We start from the raw sequence: 18,037 nt of genomic DNA, 5'->3' as shown, positions 1-18,037 counted from the left end.
GAGAGCCGCCTGCTCTTCTAACTGGAGGGTATGATGGAAAACGCGTCAAGCCGGCCCCGACTGGCCGATCTTATTCTTCTCCTGGGCAGGCTTCTGCTGTCACTGATCTTCCTGCACGAAGGTTGGTCACTCGCGGCAGATATCACCGCGACCATCGACACTTTCGCGAAACTGGGACTGTCGGCACCGGTCGCGCTTGCCACCATTGCCCTTCAGATCGGCGCCGGCCTTTCCGTTGCGACAGGGCTCCTCAGCCGGCTTGGCGCACTGGCGCTGGCGCTCTTCTGCCTGGCGACCGCCTTGCTCTTTCACACGAATTTTGAGAGCCAGAACGAGCTGCTGCATTTCGAGAAGGACCTGGCGATTGCCGGCGGTATGTTCGTCCTGGCGGTTTCGGGTGCGGGATCGATATCGATCGACAAGCTGCTGAGAAAGCAAACAAACAGAATGCATCCTTGGCTCAGGGCGATGTTGTCGTGAATGCGCACCGAAATCCGAAGGCCTGATGAATTTCACGAGCCCTCAGTGGCGCAATAAAACCGAATAAAACCGAACAAACAGAAGCGTCGATGCGGGCTACACTTTTGGCGACAGGTCAGGAGTGTGCCAGTGATGTATTCCGCGCAAAACAATCAGCAAAAGCCAATTCTCGTCTTTCTCGCAAAAGACGCTGCCTGCGACATCGTCTCGAAATTGAATGGGAACGGATATGTTGCGGCGGCCGTGTCCGCGGTGCCGGAACTCTTCGACTCGTTGCGTTCGGACCGATATTTTCTGGTCGTAACGATGCGATCGGATATCGACATGGTCCGAAACATCAAGCCGATACCGGTCATCAATCTGGAGGTGTTCTTCCACACTGTCCAGTCGGCCACAAAGTCTGTCCGCTCCTCGAAAGAATTCGACAGCGATGCATTTCTAAGAAGGATCGCGGCCCTCACGGAGTCAAGGACAAGCAGGATTGCTGTTGTTCAAAGAGCCCCGGCTGCAAACGAGGCAGTGACTGCCGGCAAGGCGAAGGCATCCCGGTGGCGTGCTGCCACATCTCTTCTGTTAAGTCGCCGCGCCGCGCCCAGCGCAGAACGAGCCGATTAGACGTGGGCGCATTCTCATCGCCGACAGACCGGTCTTCGCCTGATTCAGATCCCGATGACCCGGCGCGCGCGCTCCGGCCGGCGACGCTGGGCCACGTTTCCGACGGATCCTATGGGCATCCTTCTACCGGGTTTCGTCGGCTTGAAAGCATCATTCCGAAACCAGAACTTCTTACTTGGTGCGGGTGTCTTCTCATGTTTCAGTTGCTCGGGGCAGCGTCAGCGAGCGGATATATCATCACGGCATTGTTCGTGCTCGTGGCGATCGGCCGTCTCGCCAGAAACGTTCTCCACAAGCTCACCGCACGGCTCCCGAAGCGCTCAGCGTTGAAGCATTACACGACGGCGATCGTCTCTCTGGTGTTCTTTTGCCTGCTGGTCGTTCGGATGTGTTTCATCGCCACCGTCATCATCGATAGCGCAATCCGAGGTGACCGTGTGGAAGTCAGTGGCGACCCCGAAGGGCAGTTTTGACGGCGGACTCCGTGTCGGAAATCCCACAACATATCTCAACATTATCGAATATAGCATTGCACGATACTCGATATCCTAAAGGCGAAGCCGTGTCGGCGCGGCGACAGATCGTGTGGTGTCTGATGTCCGGGAGATTAACCACGGCGGTTGACAGTGGTCGAGGCCGCCTGATGTAGACACGGTGAAACGTGGTAGTTTCGCGCCGAGAGACATCTCCCGGCAAGAGAACGAATGACGATGGCATATGAAATGGCAGTTCCCAATCAGGCTCATATCCTCATCGTCGAAGACGATCCCGCAATCGCAGATATGCTGGTGGACCTTGTTCGAACCAGCGGCTTCGAGGCCTCGTCGGTGGAGAGCGGCGCGGCTATGGATCGAATGATGGCGCGACAGCAATTCGATCTCATCGTCCTCGATGCGATGTTGCCGGGCGAGGACGGCTTCAGCATCTGCAGGCGGCTTCGTGCGTCGTGCTCGGTGCCAATCCTGATGCTGACGGCACTCCAGGAGGATATCGACCGCATTCTCGGCCTGGAGCTCGGAGCCGATGACTATGTCACGAAACCATTCAACTCCCGCGAGCTGCTGGCCCGCATCAAGAGTATTCTCCGCAGAGCGTCATATGCTCATCATCAGGAGGAAGCACTTGGACCGATGACGTTCTCGGGATGGCGCATCGATCCAAAAAGCCGTCAACTTCACGACGCCGACGGAGCGCAGGTTTCCATGACAACCGCGGAGTTCGATATCCTCCTGGCCTTCTGCTGCAATCCCAACAAGGTTTTGACGCGTGAACAGCTCTTGTCGATGACACATGCCGGATCAGCGGGGCCGGTCGAGCGCAGCATCGACGCCCACATCAGCCGGGTCAGGCAAAAGATAGAGCCAAATCTGAAAGATCCGACGTTCATAAAGACGGTGCGGCTGGGGGGCTATCTCTTCGCATCCAAGGTAGAGCGTCTCTCTTGAGAAATTTCCGGCGAGCTTCGATCCAAAGCCAGATCCTCATATTGGCGACCTTCCTTGTCGTGCTCGTTTCCGTGGTGGCGACCGCCATGGAGCCCTATATTTACGGCCGTCATGATCGCGGGTTTCAAAATGGCCTGTTTGCTGCCAGAGCGGCGATGGTCGCGGAGCAATTTGCCCAGGCAAATTCAGCGCAAGATGAAGGCGCCGTTCTCACGAGAGCAGCTTCTCTCGGTATTGGCGTTGAAAAATTGCCCCCGGATCAGCCGCTTGCCAGCAAACAGAGGATGATATCTCCAAACGAGCTCGTAGCGCGTATCGACACACTGCTCGCCGACAATATCTTCGCGGCATTTCATCGTTTCGTCATGGGTCAATCGCACCCCGATATTCTGACTGTCGGAATTGACGACAAGCGCGCCCTCATCTTTCAACTGCCGGTTTTTTCGAGCCATTTGTGGTTCGTTCCCGCAGCCGTGAGCGGATTTCTGAAAATCGTCATCCCATTGGTGCTGCTCGCATATTTCAGCAGCCGGCTTATCACCGAACCTCTGAGGCGCTTTGCTGCGGCTGCAAAACGAGCGAGCATGGAGGGCAGCTGGGAAAAGCCTTTCGAGCCGGACGGCGCATCCGAGATTCGAAGTCTGGCGGAATCGCTGAACGTCATGAGCGATCGAATCCAGAGCATGGCGGAGGATCGAACAAGAATGCTGAGTGGCGTGGGTCATGATCTCAGGACACCGCTGACGAGATTGCGCATGCGTGCCGAGCGTTCCGGCGAGCCCGAGCTTCGCAGCCTGATGCTGACCGATATCGCCACCTTGAGTTTCATGATCGACGAGTGCTTGGCCTATTTCAAAGACGCATCCACTGCGGAGGCTGATCGAAAGGTCGATATCTCAAGCCTGCTGCAGACGATTGCGACAGACTTCTCCGACATGGGCATCGATGTGAGCTTCACGGGTCCGCGGCGACTGGCGTTTATCTGCAAACCTCAGGCCCTTACTCGGGCAATTACCAATCTGGTTGACAATGCGTCTCGTTATGCAAAGCAAGTCGAAATCGATCTGCGAGAGAGCGGCGATGGCGGGATCAAAATATCGGTGGGCGACAACGGCCCTGGTTTGACCGATGAGGCCAAGGCGAAAGTTCTGGAGCCGTTCTTCAAAGTGGATAAATCCCGCCAGATCAGTGCCAAAGGCGGTTCTGGGCTTGGGCTCGGCCTTCCGATCGCCAAAGGGATCGTCACCAAAGCGCACAATGGACAATTGACGTTGTGGGACAGGAAGCCAACCGGCCTGGTCGTCGTGATCGATCTTCCCGCCCGTCAGGGGATCCAGCCCGGAGGCTCGCCGTCGATCCCTCCATCACATTGACTTACTGCCCGTCGTGGCGTCGTCACGCATCGCGCTGCCTTCGCAGCAAAAGACGGCTCGCGAACATTTCCGCATATCATAGCAAACACAGCAACATTCGAATTCCATAAAACCGGTGCCAGCAGATCCCATGCCATTCGGCATTTCCAAAGCTGGAGCCAAGTCCTTGATGAAAAATCTGAAAATCGGCGTTGCAGTGATGCTCGCCTGTTCGAGCGTTGCCGCATGTACGACCCCTGACCCCACGGTTTATTCCGGACTTGCTTCGGCATCACAGCTCCAGCCGAACACTGAGGATAAAACCGGCCGCGTGCCGTATCGCTATCAGACGAAAGTCAACTGGAGCCAGTACAGCAGGATCATCGTCGATCCCGTTACCGTCTATAACGGTCCCGACAATCAGTTCGGCAAGCTGCCGGGAAAAGACAGGACCTTCCTGGCCGACTACATGCAGGCTCAATTCACCGAAAAATTGAAGACGCGCTTTACGATCGTCAGCACACCCGCTCCGGCAACGCTCAGATTGCATCTGACGTTGACGGGGGCGAAGGCGACGACTGCGGTACTCGGAACGGTCACCCGCATCGATGTTGCAGGCGGATTGTACAACACCGTCCAGGCCGCTCGCGGCCGAGAAGGTTCGATGACCGGTTCGGTGAATTATGCCGTGGAGGTCTATGATGCTGCGAGCAATCGTCTCCTGTCTTCCTATGTCACCAAGCAATATCCCAATGCGATGAATATCGGCGCAAGCTTCAGGGCGATGGACGCCTCCATGGTGGGCGTCCGCAAAGGTGCCGATGCTCTCCTTGCCGAGTTGAAATAGGCGATAGGAGCAAAAGACCTAGCCGTGTTCCATGTACGGCCGAACTAGCCGAGACGTTCGACAACAGAGAGGAAGGGCCGCATGCAGAAGTGATGCGGCCCCGATGTCTTCAAGCAGCTCCGCAACCGATCAGAGGATCGCCTGACCGGCCATCAGCGCAAGGACAAGGAAGATCAGGAAGATCACCAGCGCGATGCCGAAAAGAACGCGTGCGATCGTCGCGGTAGCTGCGGAGACGCCCGAGAAACCGAAGAAGCCGGCGATGATCGAAATCACGAAAAATATCAGAGCCCATTTCAGCATGACATCATCCTTTGCGTTTGCCTGGGAAAGACGCAGCAACCGGGAAAATGTTCCAGATCGCTTGAATGGATCGGCGATCTCTGTGAAGCACCTCCCGGTGCTACTGATGGGCATTGCGTCGAATTTCGTACCCTTGCTTTTCCCGCCGGTTCAGCCGTGATTGATCATCACGTGGCGTACGGCGGTGTAGTCCTCCAGTGCGTAGACCGACATGTCCTTGCCGTAGCCCGACTGTTTGAGGCCGCCATGCGGCATCTCGTTGACCAGCATGAAATGCGTGTTGATCCAGGTGCAGCCATATTGCAGGCGGGCGGCGGTCTTCATGCCGCGGCCGATATCCTTGGTCCAGACGGAGGAGGCCAGGCCGTAATCGCTGTCGTTTGCCCAGGCAACGGCATCATCGGCATCGGAGAAGCGGGTGACCGAGACGACCGGGCCGAAGACCTCGCGGCGGACGATTTCGTCGTCTTGCAGGGCGCCTGCAATGACGGTCGGCGTGAAGAAGAAGCCCTTGTCGCCGGAGACCTTGCCGCCGGCAGTGATCTCCATGTGCTTGTGCTCGGAAGCACGGGCGACGAAGCTCTCGACGCGGTCGCGCTGGCGCCTGGAGATCAGCGGGCCGATCTCGTTTTCGGTATCGTCGACCTGGTTGAAGCGGATGCTCGAGACGGCCGAGGAGAGGTCGGCGACGAAATTGTCGTAGACCTTGGCATCGGCATAGATGCGGCAGGCGGCCGTGCAATCCTGGCCAGCATTGTAATAGCCGAAGGTGCGGATGCCTGCGACGACGGCATCGATATCGGCATCGTCGAAGACAATGACCGGGGCCTTGCCGCCGAGTTCCAGATGGGTGCGTTTGACGGTCTTGGCAGCGGCCTGCAGCACCTTCTTGCCGGTTGCGACATCGCCGGTGATTGAGATCATGCCGATCTTGGCATGATTGATCAGGGCGTTGCCGACACTTTCGCCACGGCCGAGAATGACGTTGACGACGCCTTCGGGAAGGATCCCGGAGAGCAGCTTGGCCATCTTCAGCGCCGTCAGCGGCGTCTGCTCCGAAGGCTTGAAGACGACGGTATTGCCGCCGGCGATGGCCGGCGCCAGCTTCCAGGCCATCATCATCAGCGGATAGTTCCACGGCGCGATCGAGCCGACGATGCCGATCGGGTCACGGCGGATCATCGAGGTGTGGCCGGGCAGATATTCGCCGGCCGCCGGTGCGTGCAGGTTGCGCACGGCGCCGGCGAAGAAGCGATAACAATCGACGATCGCCGGGATTTCGTCGTTCAGCACGGCATTGATCGGCTTGCCGCAGTTCAAAGCCTCCAGTGTGGCGAAGCCGACGGCATCCTTCTCGATCGCGTCGGCGATCTTCAGCAGGTAGCCGGAACGCTCGCCAGGCGTCGTCTGCGACCAGCTTGTGAAGGCTTTTTCGGCGGCATCGACGGCGGCGTCGACCTGGGAGAGCGAGGCTTCCGGAAGGTCGATCACTGTCTCGCCCGTCTTCGGGTTCAGGATGTGCTCTTCCGTCTCCGTGCCTCTTTCGAAGCGGGAACCGATCAGCATTTGGATATCCATGATGTTCTCCCTGTTATTTGCCAGCGCCGGCGATCTGGTCGCCATCGCGGGTGAGGTAATAGGCTGCCAGGATTGGCAGGAAGGTGACGAGCACCACGACCATGGCGACCACATTGGTGACAGGGCGCTGGCGCGGGCGGATGAGTTCCTCGAGCATCCAGATCGGCAAGGTCGATTGCTGGCCGCCGGTGAAGGTGGTGACGATGACCTCGTCGAAAGACAGGGCGAAGGCAAGCATGCCGCCGGCAAGAAGAGCGGTGCCGATATTCGGCAGGATGACATGACGGAAGGTCTGGAAGCCGTCGGCGCCGAGATCCATCGAGGCCTCGATCAGCGAGCCGGATGTGCGGCGGAAGCGAGCGACCGCATTGTTGTAGACGACGACCACGCAGAAGGTGGCGTGGCCGAGCACGATGGTCCAGACCGAAAACGGGATGTCGAACAGGCTGAAGGCGGAGCGCAGGGCAATGCCGGTGATGATGCCGGGAAGGGCGATCGGCAGGATTACCAGCAGCGAGATCGCCTCGCGGCCGAAGAACTTCGTCTGGCTGACGGCTGCAGCACAGAGCGTGCCGAGGACCAGCGCGATCGCGGTGGCGATGACGGCGACCTGCACGGAAAGGCCAAGCGCCGACCAGACGTCCGGCCGGTTCCAGGCGACGGCAAACCATTGCAGCGTCAGCCCGGGCGGCGGCCACTGATAGCTCTTCTCCTCGGTCGTGAAGGCATAGACGAAGATCAGCAGGATCGGCAGGTGCAGGAAGAGCAATCCGACGGCTGCGGCGATCTTCAAGGTCAGTGGCGATGTCCTGTGGTCAGAGCGCATCGAAAGCCCCCAATTTCCTGGCGAGCGACAGATAAAGCGCCATGATGACGATCGGCACGACGGAGAAGGCGGCGGCGAGCGGCACATTGCCGGCCGTTCCCTGCTGGGCATAGACCGCCTGGCCGATGAAGAGCCTGGACGAGCCGATGATCTGCGGGATGATGTAATCGCCCAATGTCAGCGAGAAGGTGAAGATCGAACCGGCGACGATGCCGGGGAGCGCTAACGGCAGGAGCACGGTGCGGAAGGTCTGGCGCGGCGTGGCGCCGAGATCCGCCGAGGCCTCGATCAGGTTGCCGGGCACCCGCTCGAGGGCCGCCTGCGTCGGCAGGATCATATAGGGGAGCCAGATATAGACGAAGACGATGAAGGTGCCGAGGTAGCTGACCGACAGTGAGTTTCCGCCGATGACGGGCAGGTTCAGGATGGCATCAAGCAGCCAGGAGAGATGGAGCTTTTCGAAGATCCAGGTGAGGATGCCCTCCTTGGCGAGGATTAGTTTCCAGGCGTAGATCTTGACGAGATAGCTCGACCAGAGCGGCAGCATGACGCCGAGATAGAAGAGCGCCTTCCATTTGCCTTGCGCATAACGCGCCGCATAATAGGCGATCGGGAAGCCGATCAGGGCGGCGGCGGCGGTGACCAGCGCCGACATCACCAGGGTGCGGATGATGATGTCGAAATTCGCAGGATTCAGCAGTTGCGCATAGGTCGAGAGGGTGAATTCAGTATTCACCAGCCCGGAGAAATCGTCGATCGAGAAGAAGCTCTGCAGAAGCAGGGCGATCAATGAGCCGATATAGATGATGCCGAGCCAGAGCAGCGGCGGCGTCAGCATCAGGAAGAGCAAGAGCTTCGGGTGCCGCCAGAAGGCATCCGACAGTTGGCCGAAGAAACCGCCACGCCCCGGAAGGATCGAAGTCTTGCCGCCTGTGATGGTGAGCGCCGTCATGCCGCATCATCCATGTAGTGGATATCGGCCGGTTGCCAGGCGAGGCGGATACCGGTGCCGAGATCCGGCACTGGCACGCCGGCCGGCAGCATGACATGCAGCCGGCTGCCCTTGAGGTCGACGCTGAGACGCGTCGCCGCGCCGAGGAAGCTTGCATTTTCGACTTTCGCCTCGACGCCATCGCTTGCCAGCCGGATCGCCTCGGGGCGGAGGCTCGCCCAGCGTTTCTCGCCGCCGAGCAAGGCCATCAGATCAGGCGCGATGACGTTCGACGAGCCGACGAAATCGGCAACGAAGCGGGTCTTCGGGCAGCGGTAGATATCCTGCGGCGTGCCTTGCTGGACGATGTTGCCATTGTTGAAGACGGCGACGCGGTCGGCCATGGACAGAGCCTCGCCCTGATCGTGGGTGACGAAGACGAAGGTGATGCCGAGCGCGCGCTGCAGGCTCTTCAATTCTTCCTGCATCTGCTCGCGCAGCTTCAGGTCGAGCGCGCCGAGCGGCTCGTCGAGCAGCAGCACCTTCGGCTTGTTGACGAGCGCGCGGGCGAGCGCCACGCGCTGCCGCTGGCCGCCGGACAACTGACCGGGGCGGCGGGCGCCGTAGCCCGGCAGCTTGACGAGTTCGAGGGCATCGCCTGCCGCCTTCATCCGCTCCGCCTTGCCGACGCCCTTGACCATCAGCCCATAGGCAACATTGTCGAGGATGTTGAGATGCGGAAAGAGCGCATAGTCCTGGAACACGGTGTTGACGTTGCGGCGATAGGGCGGAACGCCGTCTGCCGTCTCGCCGAAGATCTGGATATGGCCCGCGGTCGGCTGCTCGAAGCCGGCGATCAATCTCAGGCACGTCGTCTTGCCGGAGCCGGATGGCCCGAGCATGGCAAAGAATTCGCCGGGCGCGATCTCGAGATCGACGCCGTCGACGGCGCGAACCTGGCCGAAATGGCGTGATACCTGTTGGAAACGGACGGCGGATGTCATGAGGGCTCCGGGTCTTGAGATGCACTGAACGGGTGAGATTCTTGCAGACGCAAAAACTCCTCCCCAACCCCTCCCCAGAAGGGGGAGGGACTTAACCTTCAGCACCCTCCGGATACAACCTTACTGCTGCATACAGCAGGGACGAGGCGGCGCCGCTGAAGCCCCTCCCCCTTGTGGGGAGGGGTTGGGAAGGGGTCTTACGCTACAACAGTCCCCTCAGTGAGAACGCAAGTCACCGTCCGCCGATCACGCCGATATAATCCGACACCCAGCGATGATAGGGCACGCATTCGCCCTGCGTCGTGCATTTGGCGACAGGGGTTTTCCAGAACTTGATCTTGTCGAAGTGATCGAAGCCGTTGGTGGCGCAGCCGCTATCCCCCATCAGTTCATTGCCCTTGCAGGCCGCAGGAACGGAGGGCACGGCGCCGAACCAGGCGGCGGCGTCGCCCTGGACCTTGGCCTTCAGCGAATGTTCCATCCACATATAGGCGCAGTTTGGATGTTCGCTGTCGGCATGCAGCATGGTGGTGTCGGCCCAGCCGGTGACGCCTTCATCCGGAAAAGCGGAGGCGATCTTCTGCTTGTCGGCCTGCAGCAGGTTCACCTGGAAAGGCCAGGAGCCGGAGGCGACGACGCCTTCGTTCTTGAAGTCGTCGATCTGGATCATCGCGTCGTGCCAGTAGCGGGAGACGAGCTTGCGTTGGCCGCGCAACAGGTCGAGGGCGGCCTTGTACTGGTCCTCGTTCAGCTCGTATGGGTCCTTGATGCCGAGATCCGGCTTGTGGGCCATCAGGTAGATGGCGGCATCGGCGATGTAGATCGCGCCGTCATAGGCCTGGACGCGGCCCTTGTTGGACTTGCCGTCGGGCAGTGTCTGCTCCTCGAAGACGACGTTCCAGCTGGTCGGCGCCTTGTCCTTGAAGGCATCGGTATTGTACATCAGGACATTCGGTCCCCAGAGATAGGGCACGCCGTAATGCACGCCACCGACCGTATACCACGGTCCGTTCTGCAGGCGCTCGTCGACGGTCTTGAAGCTCGGGATCAGATCGGTGTTGATCGGCTGTACACGCTTGCCGGCGATGAGACGGAGCGAGGCGTCGCCCGATGCCGTGACAAGATCGAAGCCCCCTTCGTTCATCAGCGACACCATTTCATCCGAAGTGGCGGCGGTCTTGACGGAAACCTTGCAGCCGGTCTCCTTTTCGAAATCGGTGACCCAGTCGTAGTTCTTGTCGGTTTCGCCGCGTTCGATATAGCCGGCCCAGGCGACAATGCTGACCGCGCCTTCGCCCTTGCCCAAGGCCTTCAGCGGTTCGGCGGCGATCACCTGCGTCGCGAAGCTCAGGCAGGTGAGCGCCGCCGTGCAGGATTTCAACAGATTCGTCATCATCCGTCTCCCGGTTTGCCACTTCTGTGGCGGTTTGTTCCCGGATGAAAAGGTGACGCGAAAAAGCCGCTTTCGCAAATTCATTTATCAGAAAGACGGTATCGGAAATTCCGATATCAGCGGATGCGGCCGGATCTTAAGGTTTCGGCGATACCGACGAAGTCGCGCGCCGCCTGCGGCAGGCTGGAGCCCTTGCGCCAGACCATGCCGACCTGGACGACCGGCAGCGAACCGGAGACGTCGCGGCTCTCGATGCGGTCGCCTTCCAGCGACCATGGACGGTACACGAGATCGGGAAGCAGAGCCACGCCAGCGCCTGTTGCAACCAGGCTGCGCACCGCCTCCACCGAGCGGGTGCGGAAGGCGACATGCGGGCGGGCGCCGAGTGCTGAGAGCAGCTTGCCGGTATTCTCCTCGATTTCGTCGACCGTCAGCATGATCAGCGGTTCGCGGGCGATGTCGGCGACCGAGATGATGTCGGCCGATACCAAGGGATGGCCCATCGGCAGCCATAGTCGATAGGGCGAGGTTTCCAAGATCTCCGCCTGCAGCGCCATGCGGTCGCGCAGGTTTGATATCACCATGACGGCGACATCAAGTTCGCCGCCGACCAGGAGATGTTCGAGGTAACCACCATTGTCCTCGATGGCGCTGACCTCGATGCCCGGACAGGCGCGCCGATATCGCGCCAGCAGGTCGGAGAGGACGTAGCCGGCGACGAGCGAAGTGACGCCGATGTTCAGCGTGCCGGAGAGGGCGCTTTGCTGGCCGGAAAAGCTGGTCCTTGCATCGGAGACGGAGGCCAGGATCTTCGTCGCATGACGCAGGAACTGGTGGCCGTTATGGGTGATCGTCAGGCCGCGCGGATGGCGCTCGAAGAGTTCGACGCCGAGGTCGGTTTCGAGCTCCTTTAGTGCTTCCGTCACCGAGGATTGCGAGATCGAAAGGTTCTGTGCGGCTCGCGTCACCGAACCCTGTTCGGCGACGGCGACGAAATATTGAACCTGGCGAAGCGTGAAGGCCATGGGCGTTTAGAGCATGGCGGAATAGGCCGTGGCAAGCGACCCAAAAAAGCGGACCTTTTTTGGTGTTTTCTCAAAATGGCGCAGGCTTCACACGCCCACTTAAACTTTCGGAAACGTCATTTCTTTAGCGTTCTCAACACTTGTCCTGCGTTGGAGTTTCAGATGGCGGAGCAGTTGGCGTGAAGGCCTTACTGCGCATCTTCCGGCCTTCCCGGAAATTGGCAATCATCATCGGTGGAGTCGCTCTTCTGGCGGGCGTTTCCGGCGGTGCGGCGGTCTATGTCGGCAAGGACAGGCTGATCGGTGCAACTGGTGGTGGCTACGGGCTCGAATGCAGCGACGTCAACCTGGTGACGATCCGGAAGCAGGACCACGTCTGGGTGCGCAAATACATCAAAACCGAACCGACCGACGGGATGACGCGCGTCAAGACCGCGCTTCGTGTCGCCCAGGCCGTTTATGCCGCGCAGAAGCCGGATCTGGTCCAGGTGGTGGTGCTCGACGAGAACGGCCCGACCTTGCGTGCGGATATTCGCGGCCGGGCGATCGGCGCCGATGTCGTCTATATCCCGCATCCCGACAAGACCGTTCCCGGCCTCGACGACAAGTCCTATACGGCGCGCTACTACGACGGCAAGGCCAGTGAAAACGGGCTGTTCTTCGGCGAGCGGATTGAGATGCCACTCGACGAGATCGCCATGATCAGCGCTGGTTTCAAGGACCCCGAGGATTGCGTCGACCCGGTCGCGGTTGGCTCGACGAAGAACGGGGAAAAGGGCAAGGAAAAGAAGCCGGCAGGCGGCGCACATGGCGCAGCACCGGCAGCCGAAAGCGAAGCGGCGCCTGCCGAGAACGCGGGTGCCGATGTGGTGGCGGAAGCGCCGGCCGAAGAGCCGCCGGCGGAAACTGCACCATCTAAGGCCCATTGAACGAACAGCATGAAAAAAGCGGAGTGCCGGCTACAGCGCCGCGCGTCTTTTCGGACGCGCAAAGGACGCTGTAGCACTTTGAGTTGCTGCATAATTTATCCTTAAATCGATCCCGATTTAAGGAATTATGCAGTTGCACCCCGCTTCGATTTTTTGCTTTTCTTCCGGTCAGTCGGCTTTGCTGCGGCGGGCCGGGAAGAGGATGACGTCGCGGATCGACGGCGCATTGGTCAGAAGCATGATGAGACGGTCGACGCCGATGCCGAGGCCACCGGCCGGTGGCATGCCCTGGTCGATGGCGTCGAGGAACTCCTCGTCCAGCTGCTTTTCCTTTTCGCCGCGGGCATGCGCCTGTTCGAGCTGCTCGACCATGCGGCGGCGCTGCTCTTCGGGATCGTTGAGCTCCGAGAAGGCGTTGCCGAGTTCCCAGGCGTTGCAATAGGTCTCGAAGCGCTCGACCAGGCGCGGCTCGCCCGGCACTTCCTTGGCGAAGGGCGAAATGTCCTTCGGGAAATGCGTGACATGCGACGGCTGGATCAGGGTGGATTCGACCTTTTCCTCGAAGATGAAGGCGAGGCATTCGCCCCAGGTCCAATCCTTCTCGACCGCAAAACCGGCAGCCTTGGCGGCCGCGCGCGCCTCTTCATCGGTCTTGATGGCGAGGAAATCGATGCCGGTCGCTTCCTTGACGGCATCGGGCATCGGCACGCGCTTGAACGGACCCTTGAAGGACATGGTCTTGTCGCCGAAGGGGAATTCCGTCGCGCCGTGAATGGAGAGCGCTAAGCTCTCGAACAACCGCTCGACGAGGTCCATGATGTCCTCGTAGTCGGCATAGGCCCAGTAACACTCCATCATGGTGAATTCGGGATTGTGCCGGGTGGAGACGCCTTCGTTGCGGAAGTTCCGGTTGATCTCGAAGACCTTGTCGGTCAGCCCCGACACCAGCGTGCGCTTGAGGAACAGTTCCGGCGCGATGCGCAGGTACATGTCGAGTTTCAGCGTGTTGTGATGGGTCTTGAACGGCTCGGCGGTGGCGCCGCCATAGACCGAATGCAGCATCGGCGTCTCGACTTCCATGAAGCCGTCATTTTCCATGAAGCGGCGGATGCCGGAGAGGATCTTCGAGCGCTGCTGGAAGCGGAGCTTCGAATCCTCGTTGGTCATGATGTCGAGATGGCGCTTGCGATAACGCAGCTCGATGTCGGAGAGACCGTGCCACTTCTCGGGCATCGGCAGCAGCGACTTCGTCAGCATGGTGATCGTCTGCGCGTTGATCGTCAGCTCGCCACGCTTGGTGCGGCGCACGATGCCGGTGACGCCGATGATGTCGCCGATGTCGATCATCGGCAGCAGGGCGCGGGCTTCCTCGCCGGTGACATCCTTGTGCGAGAAGATCTGGATCTTGCCGGAGGCGTCATGGAGATCCATGAACATGCCGGAGTTGCGCGAGGAATAGACGCGGCCGGCGACGGTGACGACATCCTGCGTCTCGGTGTCCGGCTCCAGGCTCTCGTATTTCGCGGTAAGCTCGGCATTGCCCATCGTGCGGTGGAAATGCGCCGGATAGACATCGCCGACCTGCTCGCGCAGCAGCTTCAGCTTCTGGGCGCGCACTTCCGTCGCGTCGGAGGAAAGGGTGTTTTCGGTCTTGTTGTCAGCCATTGTCGAAATCCTCTGACTGTTCTTACTTCGAGCCGACGAGGGCGGCGACCGCCTGCGAGGCGAGCTTCAGACGCTGGCGCACGACGGACCGGCCGAGGATCGCCATGGAATCGAAAAGCGGCAGGGAACGCGATGAGCCGGATACGGCGACGAAGAGCGGCGAGACCACGACCTTCAGCTTCTTGCCCATGCGGTCGGCGATCGCGCGCAGCTCCGCCTCGATCGTCTCGACGTTCCATTCCAGGATCTTTTCGAGATCCGGCTGAACGGTGTTGAGGATCTCCAGGATCTCCTCCGGCGGTGACTTGATCTTGGCGAAGTCGGAAGGCTGCAGGCCGAGATCGGACTTCAGCAGGAAGCCGGCGAGATCGGGCAGTTCGCCGAGCTTGGAAATGCGCGTCTGCGACAGGCGCAGACCTTCCTTCAGGCGGTCGTTTTCCATCGCCCAGGTCAGCACACGCGCCTGGAACTCCTCTTCGGACAGCTTCTCGCGGATCCAGCGGCCATTGAGCCAATCGAGCTTTTGAATGTCAAAGATCGCACCGGCCTTGGAGAGGTTTTCCGGGTCAAACTTCTCGGAGAGCTCGTCCATCGTCAGGAGCTCTTCGCCCTCGGCGATCTGGACGAAGAACAGACCGAGGAAGTTCATCAACGCTTCGGGAATGTAGCCAAGCGCGGAATAATAGGAGATCGAGGTCGGGTTCTTGCGCTTCGACAGCTTCGACTTGTCGGCATTGCGCATCAGCGACAAGTGCATGAAGACCGGCTGGTCCCAGTCGAAATAGCGATAGAGCAGGATGTGCTTCGGCACGGAGGCCAGCCATTCTTCGCCGCGTGCGACGTGAGTGATCTTCATCAGATGGTCGTCGATGACGTTGGCCATATGATAGGTCGGCATGCCGTCGGCCTTGATGAGCACCTGCATGTCGACTGAATCCCACGGAATGGAGACATCGCCGTAGACGCCGTCCGTGAAGTCGCACGAGCCTTCGGCCGGAATCTTCATGCGGATGACGGTCGTCTCGCCGGCGGCGATACGCGAGGTGACTTCCTCGGCCGTGAGGTTGAGGCAGAGACCATCGTACTTCGGCGGCTTGCCGGCGGCGCGCTGGGTTTCGCGCATCTGCTCCAGCCGCGCGGGTGTGCAGAAGCAGCGGAAGGCATGGCCCTTGTCCAGCAATTCCTGCCCGTAAGGCTGGTACATTTCCTTGCGGTCGGACTGGCGATAGGGGCCGTAGGGGCCGCCGATATCGGGGCCTTCCTTCCATTCCAGCCCGCACCATTTCAGCGCGTCCAACACCTTCGTCTCGAATTCCGGGGTCGAGCGCGTCGCATCGGTATCCTCGATACGCAGGATGAACTCGCCGTCGTGCTTCTTGGCGAAAAGGTAGTTGAAGAGAGCGATGTAAGCGGTGCCGACATGCGGCTCGCCGGTCGGCGAGGGAGCGATGCGAACGCGGACGCCGGTAGCTGTCCCGGAAACTGTCATTGTGTGTGCCCGTCAATAATGCCGGACGGCTTTCATGGGGAAAGCGACGTTCGGCCGGAAGGATGCAGATATCTTCATCGGCAAACCGGCCGGAAAAGGGCATGCGCCCGCACTATCCACCGATCGTCCGTTCGGCTGGCCTTAGGCCATATTCAACCGGGCGCGTCAAGAAAAACCACGCCTGCAAAGGCCTGATGGTGGTGCGTGAGGGCGCGTCGGTTCCGCCGCGCCCTCGTGCCCAAGCCTCAATGCGCGGCGTCGCGTTTTCGCTTGCGGGCGTTGCGTGCGATCATGTTCAGCACCTCGACCAGCGCCGAGAAGGCCATGGCGGCATAGACGTAGCCCTTCGGCACATGGAAGCCCATGCCTTCGGCGATCAGCGTCGTGCCGATCATCAGCAGGAAGGCGAGCGCCAGCATGACGATCGTCGGGTTCCTCTCGATGAAGTTGGCAAGCGGGGTTGCGGCAACAAGCATGACGGTGACGGCGGCGACGACGGCGACCACCATGATCGGCAGATGCGGCGTCATGCCGACGGCGGTGATGATGCTGTCGACGGAGAAGACGAGGTCGAGCAACAGAATCTGGCCGATGGCCGATGCAAAGCCTGTCGTGGCCGACTTGGCGATGAAATCCTCTTCATGGTCCACGGGGTCGACGCTGTGGTGAATTTCCTTGGTGGCCTTCCAGACGAGGAACAGACCGCCGGCAATCAGGATCAGATCCTTCCAGGAGAAGCCGTGGCCGAAGGCTTCAAACAGCGGTTCGGTCAGCTGCACGATCCAGGCGATGGTGCCGAGCAGGACGAGACGCATGACGAGCGCAAGACCGATGCCGATCTTGCGGGCCTTCTCGCGGTGTTCGGGCGGCAGTTTGTTGGTGAGAATGGAAATGAAGATCAGGTTGTCGATCCCGAGAACGACTTCCATCACCACCAGCGTGATGAGCGCCACCCAGGCGGCCGGATCCTGAATGAGCGTCATGATTTCCTGCATCAGCGTATATCCCTTTCGCGTCACATGCGTGAATGACGCTCGCAATGTAATGTCGCCGGCCTGCCAAGCAAGCGCAGCAAGGGGTATACGAATCCGATGTGACTTTTATTCCCTAGAACAGGATTTAAGGCCGGGTCGGCCTTAAATTTGAATCCTGTTCTAAATTAAAGAGTTGGAGCATGACGTCGTCCGAAAACCGCTCGCACTTTTCGGCATCATGCTCTGATCGGCAACCAGATTTCGGTGACGCCCATGCCCGTATAGGGGTCGAAGCGCTCGTCATAGCGTTCGAACATGTCGGGTGTCTCGCCGTGCTCCAGGCCCGAGGTCGGCCACCATGCGCCAAAAATCCGGTTCATCGTCGCCGGAATGCCGGAGACGTGGCCGCGATGGGCAAAGACGACGTAGCGCTGGCCTGGAAGCTTGAGCGTTGCAAAATCTCCCGGCAGATCGTCGGCATCGGAGATTTCGACCGCGGCCATATAGCGGAATTTCTCCGCTTCGCCGTCGATATGCGTGCAGATGCCGTAGGCGACATTGCCTTTCTGACCGGAGATATGACCGAAATGGGCATTGAACTTCTGCCAGAGAGAGGGAATGGCGGCGTTGCCGCCATAGGGGTAAATCTCCTGCAAGCCGGCAAACAGCATCGGTTGGAGGGTTTCGAAGCGGGGCGGTTCGAGGTCGTTGAGGTGGGCAGGGTCCATTCTGATCGGCTCCAGCAAGACAAGGTTACGGGCGTGCCCCTGTCTGCGCACCGCATCCGGCGTCATGCCGAACTGGTCGCGGAAGGCACGGGTGAAGGCCTCGTGCGAGCCGTAGCCCGCGCAAAGCGCAACCTCGAGAATGGTGGATGAACCGCCGACCAGTGTGGGCACGGCGCGGCTGAGGCGCCGCCCTCTTATATAGCCGCTGATCGAGTGACCGGTGACGAGCCCGAAGACGCGCGACAGATGGTAGCGCGACAATCCGGCTGCTTCCGATATCTCTTCCAGCGATATATCGCTTTCGAAATGGCTCTCGATGAACCAGATCGCCCGTCCGACGGCGCTCATCCTCACTCTCCTACAGCGTCGCGCGTCTTTTTGAGAGGCGCAAAGGACGCTGTAACACTTTGAAGTGCTGCATAATTTTATCCTTAAATCGATTCCGATTTAAGG

At 59.9% G+C, this 18,037-nt stretch carries 18 protein-coding genes; 7 read left to right on the top strand and 11 right to left on the bottom strand.

The window, feature by feature from the left end:
• Nucleotides 1-30 precede the first annotated feature (30 nt).
• The 6 genes from ACD590_RS19360 to ACD590_RS19335 all read left to right on the top strand — a co-directional run bounded on the left by ACD590_RS19360 (nucleotide 31) and on the right by ACD590_RS19335 (nucleotide 4,739).
• Nucleotides 31-480: a DoxX family protein gene (locus ACD590_RS19360; protein ID WP_439003188.1), complete on the top strand. Its 450-nt coding sequence runs from the start codon at nucleotides 31-33 to the stop codon at nucleotides 478-480.
• 123 nt (nucleotides 481-603) lie between these two features.
• Nucleotides 604-1,095: a hypothetical protein gene (locus ACD590_RS19355; protein ID WP_439003187.1), complete on the top strand. Its 492-nt coding sequence runs from the start codon at nucleotides 604-606 to the stop codon at nucleotides 1,093-1,095.
• Between the two features lie 194 nt (nucleotides 1,096-1,289).
• The gene (locus tag ACD590_RS19350; RefSeq protein ID WP_439003186.1) at nucleotides 1,290-1,568 is read left to right on the top strand and encodes a hypothetical protein; all 279 of its coding nucleotides are present in this window, start codon (nucleotides 1,290-1,292) and stop codon (nucleotides 1,566-1,568) included.
• A 231-nt stretch (nucleotides 1,569-1,799) separates the two neighbouring features.
• Nucleotides 1,800-2,540 (top strand): response regulator, encoded by a 741-nt coding sequence (locus ACD590_RS19345; RefSeq protein WP_439003185.1) that lies wholly within the window; start codon nucleotides 1,800-1,802, stop codon nucleotides 2,538-2,540.
• Nucleotides 2,537-3,913, top strand: a complete 1,377-nt coding sequence (locus ACD590_RS19340) for a sensor histidine kinase (protein ID WP_439003184.1) — start codon at nucleotides 2,537-2,539, stop codon at nucleotides 3,911-3,913. Before ACD590_RS19345 ends, ACD590_RS19340 begins: the two co-directional genes overlap by 4 nt.
• 166 nt (nucleotides 3,914-4,079) lie before the next feature.
• Nucleotides 4,080-4,739: a DUF3313 domain-containing protein gene (locus tag ACD590_RS19335; protein ID WP_439003183.1), complete on the top strand. Its 660-nt coding sequence runs from the start codon at nucleotides 4,080-4,082 to the stop codon at nucleotides 4,737-4,739.
• A 129-nt stretch (nucleotides 4,740-4,868) separates the two neighbouring features.
• Here the strand turns inward: ACD590_RS19335 and ACD590_RS19330 are convergent, their stop codons facing one another.
• The 7 genes from ACD590_RS19330 to ACD590_RS19300 all read right to left on the bottom strand — a co-directional run bounded on the left by ACD590_RS19330 (nucleotide 4,869) and on the right by ACD590_RS19300 (nucleotide 11,799).
• Nucleotides 4,869-5,042, bottom strand: coding sequence for a DUF1328 domain-containing protein (locus ACD590_RS19330; protein ID WP_003552965.1), 174 nt, complete (start codon nucleotides 5,040-5,042; stop codon nucleotides 4,869-4,871).
• Nucleotides 5,043-5,192: 150 nt separating this feature from the next.
• Nucleotides 5,193-6,620 carry a gamma-aminobutyraldehyde dehydrogenase gene (locus ACD590_RS19325; RefSeq protein WP_130717914.1) on the bottom strand — a complete coding sequence of 476 codons (1,428 nt, stop codon included), beginning with the start codon at nucleotides 6,618-6,620 and terminating at the stop codon, nucleotides 5,193-5,195.
• Nucleotides 6,621-6,633: 13 nt separating this feature from the next.
• Entirely contained in the window at nucleotides 6,634-7,446 is an 813-nt protein-coding gene (locus tag ACD590_RS19320) for an ABC transporter permease (protein WP_130653081.1), read from the bottom strand.
• Nucleotides 7,436-8,398: an ABC transporter permease gene (locus tag ACD590_RS19315; protein WP_018446008.1), complete on the bottom strand. Its 963-nt coding sequence runs from the start codon at nucleotides 8,396-8,398 to the stop codon at nucleotides 7,436-7,438. The genes ACD590_RS19320 and ACD590_RS19315 overlap by 11 nt, the downstream gene beginning before the upstream one ends.
• On the bottom strand, nucleotides 8,395-9,381 hold the full coding sequence (locus ACD590_RS19310; protein ID WP_439003182.1) for an ABC transporter ATP-binding protein: 987 nt from the start codon (nucleotides 9,379-9,381) through the stop codon (nucleotides 8,395-8,397). Before ACD590_RS19310 ends, ACD590_RS19315 begins: the two co-directional genes overlap by 4 nt.
• A 232-nt stretch (nucleotides 9,382-9,613) precedes the next feature.
• Complete coding sequence (locus ACD590_RS19305; RefSeq protein ID WP_018446010.1) at nucleotides 9,614-10,774, bottom strand: ABC transporter substrate-binding protein; 1,161 nt, start codon at nucleotides 10,772-10,774, stop codon at nucleotides 9,614-9,616.
• Between the two features lie 116 nt (nucleotides 10,775-10,890).
• Nucleotides 10,891-11,799 (bottom strand): LysR family transcriptional regulator, encoded by a 909-nt coding sequence (locus tag ACD590_RS19300; protein ID WP_018446011.1) that lies wholly within the window; start codon nucleotides 11,797-11,799, stop codon nucleotides 10,891-10,893.
• Nucleotides 11,800-11,978: 179 nt separating this feature from the next.
• Here ACD590_RS19300 and ACD590_RS19295 point away from each other — a divergent pair, with 179 nt between their 5' ends.
• Nucleotides 11,979-12,728, top strand: coding sequence for a hypothetical protein (locus tag ACD590_RS19295; protein ID WP_047622386.1), 750 nt, complete (start codon nucleotides 11,979-11,981; stop codon nucleotides 12,726-12,728).
• Nucleotides 12,729-12,896: 168 nt separating this feature from the next.
• On the opposite strand, the gene lysS is transcribed toward ACD590_RS19295, so the two are convergent.
• From lysS to ACD590_RS19275, 4 genes are all read right to left on the bottom strand, one after another.
• Nucleotides 12,897-14,393 carry a lysine--tRNA ligase gene (gene lysS / locus ACD590_RS19290; protein ID WP_439003181.1) on the bottom strand — a complete coding sequence of 499 codons (1,497 nt, stop codon included), beginning with the start codon at nucleotides 14,391-14,393 and terminating at the stop codon, nucleotides 12,897-12,899.
• Nucleotides 14,394-14,415: 22 nt separating this feature from the next.
• Complete coding sequence (gltX, locus tag ACD590_RS19285; RefSeq protein ID WP_439003180.1) at nucleotides 14,416-15,882, bottom strand: glutamate--tRNA ligase; 1,467 nt, start codon at nucleotides 15,880-15,882, stop codon at nucleotides 14,416-14,418.
• Between the two features lie 245 nt (nucleotides 15,883-16,127).
• Nucleotides 16,128-16,877, bottom strand: a complete 750-nt coding sequence (locus ACD590_RS19280; protein ID WP_026188530.1) for a TerC family protein — start codon at nucleotides 16,875-16,877, stop codon at nucleotides 16,128-16,130.
• A 215-nt stretch (nucleotides 16,878-17,092) separates the two neighbouring features.
• Nucleotides 17,093-17,932, bottom strand: a complete 840-nt coding sequence (locus tag ACD590_RS19275; RefSeq protein ID WP_018446016.1) for an AraC family transcriptional regulator — start codon at nucleotides 17,930-17,932, stop codon at nucleotides 17,093-17,095.
• Nucleotides 17,933-18,037 lie beyond the last annotated feature (105 nt).

It is taken from the genome of Rhizobium sp. 862_C5_N1_2 (genome assembly GCF_051811205.1).
Taxonomy (GTDB): Bacteria; Pseudomonadota; Alphaproteobacteria; order Rhizobiales; family Rhizobiaceae; genus Rhizobium; species Rhizobium leguminosarum.
Note: the sequence above shows the minus strand (reverse complement) of the source record. Positions and strands in the feature narration are given on the sequence as shown.